This is a genomic window from Kiloniella spongiae (genome assembly GCF_001026905.1).
GTDB classification, from domain to species: domain Bacteria; phylum Pseudomonadota; class Alphaproteobacteria; order Kiloniellales; family Kiloniellaceae; genus Kiloniella; species Kiloniella spongiae.
In genome coordinates, this window is sequence record NZ_LAQL01000018.1 from 83,594 (window position 1) to 94,772 (window position 11,179).

Consider the following 11,179-nt stretch of genomic DNA (forward strand, 5'->3'; position numbering starts at 1 on the left):
TAAAATAGGTGGCAACGACTGAGATAAAAGACTTCATGGTGAAGATGCTTTTCACGAAGTTATCTTTAAATTCAAGTGTCAGAGAAATCGCAACAATAATTTTAAAACGATTTATGTCTGTCGCTTAAGCTGCTTCCCTTTTTATGACGCGATAACAGGTTCTCGTTATTTGCGTAAAACATTATCTTTTCCTTCACCCCCGTTGTCCTGCGGCCTCTTGTCATAGGTTGTTTTCTGGCGTGTGCATTAGATGCGCGTAGAGAATAACAGGTTCAAATTTATAGGCGTAACAAACGCTTAAGTGACTTTATGGGTGGTGAAATGGAACGTATCAGTAATGCAATCGCAGGCGAACGACGCCTTTCTTCAAATACACGAAGCTCTCAAATTTTTAATCCTGCGACGGGTGAGCAAATTGCAGAGCTGCCGCTTTCGACTGTTGATGAGGTGAATCAAGCTGTCGCCTCTGCGAAAGCCGTCGCAAAAGAATGGGGCGCAACACCACCGCTTAAACGTGCGCGTTACATGTTCCGCTTCAAGGAATTGCTCGATGCGCATGCTAATGATATTGCGCGTGAGATCAGCCGTGAACATGGTAAAACACATGATGATGCCTTGGGGGAAGTGGCCCGTGGTATCGAGGTGGTCGAGTTTGCTTGTGGTATTCCTCAACTTTTAAAGGGTGAGTTCAGCAGGAACGTTGGACCTCAGGTCGATAGCTATTCAGATCGACAGCCTCTCGGTGTCGTTGCTGGCATTACACCTTTTAACTTTCCTGGGATGGTGCCGCTTTGGATGTACCCAATTGCAATTGCTGCCGGGAACACTTTTGTTCTCAAACCGTCAGAGCGTGATCCATCAGCCCCGATGCTGATTTGGGATCTCTTTAAAAAAGCAGGTTTTCCGGACGGTGTTTTAAACGTTGTTCATGGCGATAAAGAAGCTGTGGATACTCTTTTGGATCATCCGGATGTGAAGGCAATTTCGTTTGTCGGATCAACCCCGATTGCGGAATATGTCTATTCCCGTGGAACGGCAAAAGGCAAGCGCGTTCAGGCGCTGGGTGGTGCTAAAAACCATATGATCATTATGCCTGATGCGGATATGGACAAAGCTGCTGATGCCTTGATGGGGGCGGGTTATGGTTCCGCAGGTGAGCGTTGCATGGCCATTTCTGTTGCTGTTCCTGTCGGTGAAGAAACCGCGGACAAGTTGGTTGAAATCTTGAAACCCCGTGTCGAGAGCATGCGGATTGGACCAAGTACCGATGCGGATGCTGATATGGGACCGGTCATTACCAAAGCTCATCAGGAAAAGGTACTTGGCTATATCGACCAAGGTGTTGCACAAGGTGCTGATCTTGTTGTTGATGGCCGTAATTTCAAATTGCAAGGTTATGAAGATGGTTACTTTGTCGGCGGGACGCTTTTTGATCGCGTAACCGATGATATGACTATCTACAAAGAAGAGATCTTCGGTCCTGTTCTCTCTGTGCTCCGTGCAAAGGATTATGATCATGCTGTGGATCTTATCAACAAACACGAATATGGAAATGGCACAGCAATTTTCACCCGCGATGGGGATGCAGCAAGGTCATTTGCCGATGATATCGAGGTCGGCATGGTTGGTGTAAATGTACCAATTCCGGTGCCTGTCGCCTATCATTCATTTGGTGGTTGGAAGCGATCTCTCTTTGGGGATCATTCAATCTACGGCCCTGAAGGTGTGCGTTTCTATACAAGGCTTAAAACGGTGACGACACGTTGGCCTGCTGGCATCAAGGAAGGCGCAGTCTTTACCTTCCCGAATATGGATTAAAATAAAGGGCATCGGGAACGGCGAGCAGCATGGTTCCGATGCCCTTTTCAATAGAAATAACGAATTATAGAAAATATTTTCAGGGAGCTTATCATGAGCAAACCAGCCGATAATATGCATATCAATTCCCCACGGTTATGGGATTCTTTAATGGAGATGGCAAAAATTGGTCCCGGGGTCCGCGGGGGAAACAACCGCCAGACCTTGACGGATGAAGATGCCGAGGGTCGGCACCTCTTTAAACGCTGGTGTGAAGAGGCGGGCATGACCGTTGGGATCGATAGCATGGGAAATATGTTTGCGCGTCACGAAGGAACGGACCCAAGTCTGTTGCCTGTGATGGTGGGCTCTCACCTTGATACTCAGCCTACGGGCGGAAAGTATGACGGTGTGCTCGGTGTTCTCGCAGGATTGGAGATTATTCGCAGCCTGAATGATATGGGTATCAAAACCAAACGTGCGATTGAGGTCGTGAATTGGACCAATGAAGAGGGCACGCGTTTTGCCCCTGCCATGCTGGCATCTGGTGTTTTTGCGGGTGTTCATACGCAGGATTGGGCTTATGATCGTGAAGATGCCGAAGGGCTGAAGTTTGGGGACGAACTCAAGCGTATTGGTTTTGTCGGGGACGAACCCGTTGGGGAAAGAAAACTTCACGCGATGTTCGAGCTACATATCGAGCAAGGACCAATACTGGAAGACGAAAACGTTGATATTGGTGTTGTAACCCATGGTCAGGGCCTCAACTGGCTACAGGTGACGTTAACAGGTAAGGAAAGTCATACGGGCTCAACCCCAATGCCTAAGCGGGTAAATGCTGGTCTGGGGGCGGCACGTATCACCGAACTGGTAAATGACATTGCCTTGCGTTATGCCCCGCATGCCGTGGGGGCGGTTGGCCATATGGATGTTTATCCGAATTCCCGTAATATCATCCCGGGCAAGGTTGTGTTCACCATTGATTTCCGTCATCCGAACAAGGATGTGATCACCGCGATGGAACAGGCTCTGCGCTTTGAAGGGCGCGAGATTGTCGAAGAAATCGGATTGACTATGGAAATTGAACAGGCTGGTGCTTTTGATCCCGTCACCTTTGACGAGGGATGTGTCTTAGCGGTGCGTAATGCAGCTGTGCGTCTTGGTTATTCTCACCGTGATATCGTCTCCGGAGCAGGACATGATGCTTGTTGGGTGAACCGTGTTGCACCAACGGCCATGGTTATGTGCCCATGTGTTGATGGGCTTAGCCATAACGAAGACGAGGAAATTTCGCCGGAATGGGCTGGTGCGGGGGCTGATGTTTTGTTCCATGCCGTCGTTGAAACCGCTGAAATCGTAGAATAAAGAAAGGGTAAAATCATGAGTACAGTTATCAAAGGCGGTACTGTCGTTACCGCAGATTTATCTTACGAAGCGGATGTTTTGGTCGAAGGCGGGAAAATAACGGAGATCGGACAAAACCTTTCCGGTAATGAAGCCCTAGATGCCACCGGCTGCTATATTATGCCCGGCGGTATTGACCCTCATGTGCATCTTGAAATGCCGTTCATGGGCACGCACTCTGCCGATAATTTCGAAAGCGGGACACGGGCTGGTTTAGCGGGTGGCACAACAATGGTTGTTGATTTTTGCTTGCCTGCTCCGGGACAATCCCTGATGGAAGCTTTGGCTATTTGGCAGCAAAAATCAGGCTCTGCCTGTTCTGATTATTCGTATCACATGGCTGTGACCTGGTGGGGCGAGCAGGTCTTTAATGAAATGGAAGAAGTTGTTGGTCGTGGGATCAATACCTTCAAGCATTTCATGGCCTATAAAGGCGCTTTGATGGTTGATGATGATGAGATGTTTGCATCGTTTCAACGTTGCTCTGCTTTGGGTGCGATGCCTTTGGTTCATGCAGAAAATGGCGATGTAGTTGCGACCCTTCAACAAAAGCTATTGGCCGAAGGAAACAACGGTCCTGAAGCGCACTCCTATTCTAGGCCGCCAGAGGTCGAGGGCGAAGCCGCGAACCGTGCCATTATGATTGCCGATATGGCGGGGGTACCGCTTTATATCGTGCATACATCCTGTGAGCAGGCCCATGAAGCCATTCGCCGTGCGCGCCAAAAGGGAATGCGTGTTTTTGGGGAACCACTTATTCAACATCTGACTTTAGATGATAGTGAATATGCACATCCGGACTGGGATCACTCCGCGCAACGAGTGATGTCTCCACCTTTCCGGAATAAGCAACATCAGGATAGTCTCTGGGCTGGTCTTCAATCGGGGTCGCTTCAAGTGGTGGCGACTGATCACTGTGCCTTTACAGCGGAACAAAAACGTTTTGGCGTGGGGGATTTCACCAAAATTCCAAACGGTACTGGTGGGCTGGAAGATCGTATGCCGATGCTGTGGACGCACGGTATAAGAACTGGGCGCCTGACAATGAACGAATTTGTTGCTGTGACATCAACAAACATAGCTAAAATTCTGAACATGTACCCTAAGAAGGGGGCTGTCATGGTTGGTGCTGATGCTGATCTGGTTGTCTGGGATCCAAATCGTTCTAAAACCATTACGGCGAATAACCAGCAGTCTGTCATTGAATACAATGTTTTTGAAGGCAAGGAAGTTACCGGGCTGCCGCGGTTTACACTGACACGCGGCAAGGTTTCTGTTGAAGAAAGCACTGTTAAGGCTGAACCTGGTCATGGTGAATTCGTTGGAAGAGATGCATACCCGGCCGTAAATAAAGCACTTTCCAAGTGGAAAGAAATTACAGCACCGCGTAAAGTGGAACGCAAAGCTGAAAATATGCCTGCTGGTGTATAGATATGCCCGTTAGTTTCTAACGTAAAAACATGCTGAATTAATTTCAGTGATTAAAAAAAGTGTGGCGCAAACGTAACTTTGCGCCATTCCAAACGAGAACAATAACTGTCACTAAAGACAGAGTTCTATACACAGGGAGTTATGCCATGCTGCAATCTACAGCCACAAATTCAACTGGGAATGCAACTGGCGCCACCGAGGGTACCAAACAGGGAACAACCGGACAGGCAGAAAAGATGGATACAAACGGGATGAACCCAGAAACTAATGAACCAGAGACGATGACTGTCGAACAGGATGAGAATGCGAATTCTGTTGTTAATATCAAAGGATTGTCTCTTACTTTCGAGACAAATGACGGACCTGTTCATGCGCTGTCTGATATTGATCTCACTATCAATCAGGGGGATTTTGTCTCCTTTATCGGACCTTCCGGGTGCGGTAAAACGACTTTGCTCAGGGCGGTTGCCGATTTGGAGCAACCCACTGGTGGTGAACTCTGGGTTAATGGTGTTAGCGCACGCGAGGCCCGCCTTAACCGCGATTATGGATATGTTTTTCAGGCACCAGCGCTTTATCCCTGGCGGACCATCGCGGGTAATATCTCTTTACCGCTAGAGGTTATGGGAATTCCCAAGTCCGAACGACAGGAGCGAATTGCCCGTAATATGGAACTGGTAAATCTTTCGGGGTTTGATAGAAAATATCCCTGGCAGCTTTCGGGGGGGATGCAACAGCGAGCCTCTATTGCCCGTGCGCTCTCTTTTGATCCGGAACTTTTATTGATGGATGAACCTTTCGGGGCTTTAGATGAAATTGTCCGTGATCATTTGAATGAGCAGCTTTTGCGCTTGTGGGATAAAACCGACAAGACCGTTCTCTTTGTCACACACTCTATTCCCGAAGCGGTTTTCCTGTCTTCTAAAATTGTGGTTATGTCCCCACGACCGGGGCGTATTTATGATGTGATTGATTGCAATCTTCCACGTGATCGCGGACTGGATATTCGGGAGACGCCGGAATTTTTGGAAATTGCCCACCGGGTACGCGAAGGATTGAAGGAAGGGCATAGCTATGACGACTGATGCTCTTATTTCTCCCGGTATTGCCGGGGGGCAGGGGCTGTGGTCTCGGCTGATGTCAGGGAAAACGGGTCCTGTATTGGTGATTGTTATGGCAATCATTGCTATTTGGTATTTCTCTGCAGTTATGCTGAATAGCCCTTTTCAAAAGGAAATTTACAAACGTAATAATGTTGAATGGACAACAAGCCAACTGGTCCGCGATACACTGGCACAAGAGCGTCCAGTTTTGCCTGCACCAGATCAGGTTATCGTTGAACTATACAAGACAACAATTCTCAAAAAAATAACATCAAAAAGGTCGCTTGTTTATCACAGTTGGATAACACTCTCGACAACGTTACTTGGCTTTATAATCGGGACGGTTCTGGGAATTTTGCTCGCGGTGGGCATTGTTCATAACCGGAGCTTGGACAAAAGCCTGATGCCGTGGATTATTTCATCCCAAACAATCCCTATTCTGGCGATTGCCCCGATGATCATCGTGGTTCTGAATGCGATAGGTATTCAGGGCATTTTACCAAAGGCCTTTATTGCGACCTACCTAAGCTTCTTCCCGATTACTGTCGGGATTGTAAAGGGGTTGCGCTCTCCCGAGGTTATCCATCTTGATCTTATGCGTACTTACAACGCGTCCAACTGGGACCTTTTCTGGAAATTACGCTGGCCATCTTCCGTGCCCTATCTCTTTACTGGAATGAAAGTTGCTATCGCGACAAGCCTTGTTGGGGCTATTGTCGGGGAACTTCCCACAGGTGCTGTCGAAGGTTTGGGGGCAAGATTATTGGCTGGTTCCTATTACGGGCAAACCATTCAGATCTGGTCAGCTTTAATCGCGGCTGCCTTACTTGCTGCCGGGCTGGTTTCTCTGGTTGGCATATCCAATAAAATTGTCCTGAAGAAAATGGGGATGGCGCAATGATTAGTTTTCGACAATCACTCGCTATCCTGAGTGGCCTGCTTTCAATTCTGGCCCTGTTTTTTCCTTTGGGTAAGTTAAACAGTGAAGCTTTCTCTCTTTGGAATGATAGTGGTCTTACCGCTTTTGCAATTGTTTCAATTTTGGCTTCCATAGCCGTGATCCTCAATCGACTAAAAGGTTTAATTGCAGATTTAGTGATGTTGATCTTGCCCCACGTCGGCGCATGGATGCTTCTTGCCCGTCTTGATGTTGTTGACCAGAATTTGACGTCGGGTTTTTGGTGTCTCGTGGTATCTGCCTGGTTGATGGCATGGCTTTTGGTTGATCAGTTGTCAGTAAAGAAAACGAAAACACCCGCTGCACAACGTTTCTACAGCATTGTTGTCCCTGTGTTGTTTGGTGTCTGGTTATTGCTGCTTTGGGAGCTTGTGGTTCGTGGGCTGCAAATTCCAACGGTACTGTTGCCGCCGCCGAGCATGATCGGTGCGCGCTTTATGGCTTCAACGGATATATTATGGGCCGACTTCCAACAGACGTTTTTAAAAGCCGTTTTGATTGGTTACATTCTTGGTTGTGGTAGCGCCTTTATCATTGCCATTCTGATTGACCGAAGTCCTTTCCTTCAACGGGGATTACTGCCGATTGGTAATCTGGTCAGTGCGTTGCCTATTATCGGCGTTGCGCCAATTATGGTGATGTGGTTTGGCTTTGACTGGCAATCAAAGGCGGCCGTTGTTATCATCATGACCTTTTTCCCGATGCTGGTGAACACGGTGGCTGGTTTGTCGATCACATCATCCATCGAAAAGGATATGATGAAGACCTATGCCGCGAGCTATTGGCAAAGCCTGATCAAGCTTCGTTTGCCGTCGGCATTACCATTTATTTTCAATGCCTTGAAAATTAATTCGACCCTTGCCATGATTGGTGCCATTGTTGCCGAGTTCTTCGGTACGCCAATTGTTGGTATGGGGTTTCGTATTTCAACCGAAGTGGGCCGTATGAACGTCGATATGGTCTGGGCTGAGATTGCAGTAGCCGCGCTTGCCGGTACTGCTTTTTATGGAATCATGGTCGTTATTGAACGGGCATGTACATTTTGGCATCCGTCCTTTCGAAGCAGTCGTTAATCCATTGGATTATTCTGTTTTGCTGAGATGGAACCACAACAGGGAGATAATAATGAAGAAACTGTTATTGGGTGCTGCTGCGTTAGCTTTTGGGATTGCTGGCGGTGCTGCACAGGCTGCGGACACGGTAAATCTACAGCTGAAGTGGGTAACGCAGGCACAGTTCGCGGGCTATTATGTTGCGAAAGAAAAAGGCTTCTATGACGATGCCGATCTTGATGTGAATATTAAGCCCGGTGGTCCGGACATTGCTCCGCCACAGGTTATCGCCGGTGGTGGCGCAGACGTAATTGTTGACTGGATGCCGTCTGCTTTGGCGTCCCGTGAAAAAGGGGTCGCATTAGTCAACATTGCACAACCTTTTAAAACATCTGGCATGATGCTGACCTGCCGTAAAGAAACAGGCATAACATCCCCGGATGATTTCAAGGGAAAAACCCTGGGGGTGTGGTTCTTCGGAAACGAGTATCCTTTCCTGAGCTGGATGTCGAAATTAAAAATACCGACCAGTGGTGGGGCTGAAGGTGTTTCCGTTTTAAAGCAGGGTTTCAACGTTGATCCAATTCTTCAAAAGCAGGCCGATTGTGTTTCTACAATGACCTATAATGAATACTGGCAAATTATTGATGCGGGTATTCCGGCTGACGAACTTGTTGTTTTCAAATATGAAGAACAGGGCGTCGCGACATTGGAAGATGGTCTTTATGTTCTCGAAGATAACCTGAAAGATGCAGCCTTTGTTGATAAAATGGCACGCTTTGTTTCCGCGAGTATGAAAGGCTGGGAATATGCGCGCGAGAACCCGAAAGAAGCTGCGGAAATCGTACTTGAAAACGACGCGACAGGTGCTCAGACAGAAAAGCATCAGGTTCGTATGATGGGTGAGATCAACAAGCTTACGTCCGGTTCCGACGGCAAACTTGATCCTGCGGATTACGAGCGTACTGTTAGCACGCTTCTTGGTGGTGGTTCTGATCCTGTTATCACCAAAAAGCCGGAAGGTGCCTGGACCCACGCAGTGGTTGATGCCATTAAATAAAACTGATTTGGTGGTTTGAGTTAAATCACCCTACGTTATGACGACAGGCCACCTGAATTTGGTGGCCTGTTTTTTTATGTCTTTTTCACATCTAAAACTTAATATCGGATTGGCCATTGATTTGTCGGATGATCAGGCCGGAGAGCTCACTCTATGGGCGCAAAAGTCTTTACCTTTTCCTGGCACAGTCACAGTGATGCCTCATAAAGAATTGAAAAGATCAGCGAATGGAAAGTTGGAATTGTTTCAAAATCTAATCGACTAATATTGATTATTAAAATGTGATATTCTGGTATTAATTCTGATTAATATTTTCACAATTATCAGTAGACTGATAAGCAAAAGACTTTTACTCTTTCTCTCTTATAAAAATAATAGTTTTCTGGGTAATAAGAATAATTTTTTGGGAGTTTCATAATGTTAAAGCACCTCTCCGGAGCGGCGGCTATTGCAACCGGGCTATGTCTGATGGCAGCACCTGTGCAGGCTGATTATTCCTTAAACATTCTACATATTAATGATTTACATTCGCGCATTCTGCCTGTGAACAAATATGATTCCACTTGTGGTGAAGAAGATCTTGCGGAAGGTAAATGTTTTGGCGGGTTTGCACGTGTTTCAAAAGCATTGAATGATCGTCGTGCTGCTTTGGAAGCGAAGGGGGGTAACGTACTGGTTCTTGATGCTGGTGACCAGTTTCAGGGATCACTGTTCTATACAAATTACAAAGGCCAGGCCGCTGTCGAGTTGATGAACATGACCGGTTTTGATGTCATGACTATTGGTAACCATGAATTTGATGATGGCCCCGATGTCTTCCTGAACTTTATTGAAAAAGCCAACTTCCCAATTGTTGGGGCTAATACGATTGCGGCGCCTGGGTCTGTTTTGCGTGGTAAATACGGGACTTCTATTGTCCTGGAACGCGGTGGTGAAAAGATTGGTATTATTGGCGCATTGGCGGAAGATACTGATGAGACGTCAAGCCCGGGTGACGATATCACCTTCTTTGATACTGCAAATGCGGTGCAGCCAATTGTTGACCAAATGCAGGCACAGGGTGTTAACAAAATTATTTTGCTAAGTCACTTGGGCGTTCCACGTGATAAAGAAGTTGCCAAGCAACTGACTGGTGTTGATGTAATCGTTGGCGGCCATAGCCACACGTTGCTTTCTAATTCCAATGACCGTGCCGAAGGGCCTTATCCTGTTGTTGAAACGGCACCGGATGGCAAGAAAGTTCCGATTGTACAGGCCTATGCCTATTCCAAGTTTATGGGTGAGCTTAACCTGACGTTTGATGATGAAGGCAACCTGAAAGGCTGGAGCGGGGATACCGTGCTTCTGGATCAGACTTATCCGGAAGATGCCAAGATGCAGGCGCGTATTGCTGAAATGAACAAGCCATTGGCTGAAATTCAAAAGCGGGAAGTGGGGGCAGCCTCCAACGTGATTGATGGTTCCAGATCTGTTTGTCGTGCTGGTGAATGTGCTATGGCAAACATGGTGGCTGATGCGATGCTTGCCCGGGTGAACTCCACAGGTGGTGACGCCGTGATTGCGCTCCAAAATGGCGGTGGCGTTCGTGCTTCTATTGATGCTGGTCCAGTGACAATGGGCGAAGTCCTCACTGTTCTACCATTCCAGAACAGCATTGCGACCTTCAAGCTAAAGGGCGCACATTTTATCGAAGCGCTTGAAAATGGCCTGTCAAAAGTAGAAGAAGGTGCTGGCCGCTTCCCACAGCTTTCAGGTGGGCGTTATACTTGGGACCCAAAAGCAGAACCCGGTTCACGCGTTGTATCCGTAGAAGTGGGCAACGAGAAAGATGGTTTCGTGGCATTGGACGAAAATAAAATCTATAGCATGGTTACAAACAACTATGTCCGTAACGGTGGTGATGGATATAGTGTTCTGGCTGAACATGCCATTGATGCTTATGACTTCGGTCCAAGCCTGGAAGATGCTCTTGCTGAATACATTACAGCAAACAGCCCTGTAGAGGGCACTGTTTCCGGGCGGATCACAGCTCAAAAATAAAGTCATTCTGACCTCATTTTTTTGATATGATCTATGTACTAAGGCTCTGCATTTAGCAGGGCCTTAGCCATTTCTGAGTTATATTCTTTGCATAAGAAATGATCAATTAATGCGATTATTGAGATCGTACTCCCAGATAGCTGTAAAGCACCAAGATTACTCGATGGCCCCGAGATAAATCTTAGGGGTTTGTTTTTCTTTTATCATGAGTATTGAATGTAGAAGTGATGCCAAAAGAAAACCCCGCCAAAAAGCGGGGTTTTGCTCGTTCTATTTCTTTTGGTGGAGCTACTTAGGCCCGCTTACGTCTGTTGCGACGTTCACCACGTGCACT

9 protein-coding genes are annotated in these 11,179 nt (G+C 47.2%); all 9 read left to right on the forward strand.

The window, feature by feature from the left end:
• Positions 1-321 precede the first annotated feature (321 nt).
• The 9 genes from WH96_RS19005 (at position 322) to WH96_RS19045 (ending at position 10,845) form a co-directional block, all read left to right on the forward strand.
• Complete coding sequence (locus WH96_RS19005) at positions 322-1,818, forward strand: CoA-acylating methylmalonate-semialdehyde dehydrogenase (protein ID WP_047765832.1); 1,497 nt, start codon at positions 322-324, stop codon at positions 1,816-1,818.
• A 93-nt stretch (positions 1,819-1,911) separates the two neighbouring features.
• Positions 1,912-3,162 carry a Zn-dependent hydrolase gene (locus tag WH96_RS19010; RefSeq protein ID WP_047765810.1) on the forward strand — a complete coding sequence of 417 codons (1,251 nt, stop codon included), beginning with the start codon at positions 1,912-1,914 and terminating at the stop codon, positions 3,160-3,162.
• Between the two features lie 15 nt (positions 3,163-3,177).
• A complete protein-coding gene (hydA, locus tag WH96_RS19015) occupies positions 3,178-4,632 on the forward strand; it encodes a dihydropyrimidinase (RefSeq protein WP_047765811.1) in 1,455 nt (484 codons plus the stop codon).
• A 281-nt stretch (positions 4,633-4,913) separates the two neighbouring features.
• Positions 4,914-5,717: an ABC transporter ATP-binding protein gene (locus tag WH96_RS19020; protein ID WP_047765833.1), complete on the forward strand. Its 804-nt coding sequence runs from the start codon at positions 4,914-4,916 to the stop codon at positions 5,715-5,717.
• Positions 5,707-6,636, forward strand: coding sequence for an ABC transporter permease (locus tag WH96_RS19025; protein ID WP_047765812.1), 930 nt, complete (start codon positions 5,707-5,709; stop codon positions 6,634-6,636). Before WH96_RS19020 ends, WH96_RS19025 begins: the two co-directional genes overlap by 11 nt.
• Entirely contained in the window at positions 6,633-7,766 is a 1,134-nt protein-coding gene (locus WH96_RS19030; RefSeq protein WP_047765813.1) for an ABC transporter permease, read from the forward strand. Before WH96_RS19025 ends, WH96_RS19030 begins: the two co-directional genes overlap by 4 nt.
• 52 nt (positions 7,767-7,818) lie before the next feature.
• Positions 7,819-8,805, forward strand: coding sequence for an ABC transporter substrate-binding protein (locus tag WH96_RS19035; RefSeq protein WP_047765814.1), 987 nt, complete (start codon positions 7,819-7,821; stop codon positions 8,803-8,805).
• Between the two features lie 76 nt (positions 8,806-8,881).
• Positions 8,882-9,070: a hypothetical protein gene (locus WH96_RS19040; RefSeq protein WP_156176865.1), complete on the forward strand. Its 189-nt coding sequence runs from the start codon at positions 8,882-8,884 to the stop codon at positions 9,068-9,070.
• A gap of 152 nt (positions 9,071-9,222) precedes the next feature.
• A complete protein-coding gene (locus tag WH96_RS19045; protein WP_047765816.1) occupies positions 9,223-10,845 on the forward strand; it encodes a bifunctional metallophosphatase/5'-nucleotidase in 1,623 nt (540 codons plus the stop codon).
• Positions 10,846-11,179: the final 334 nt, after the last annotated feature.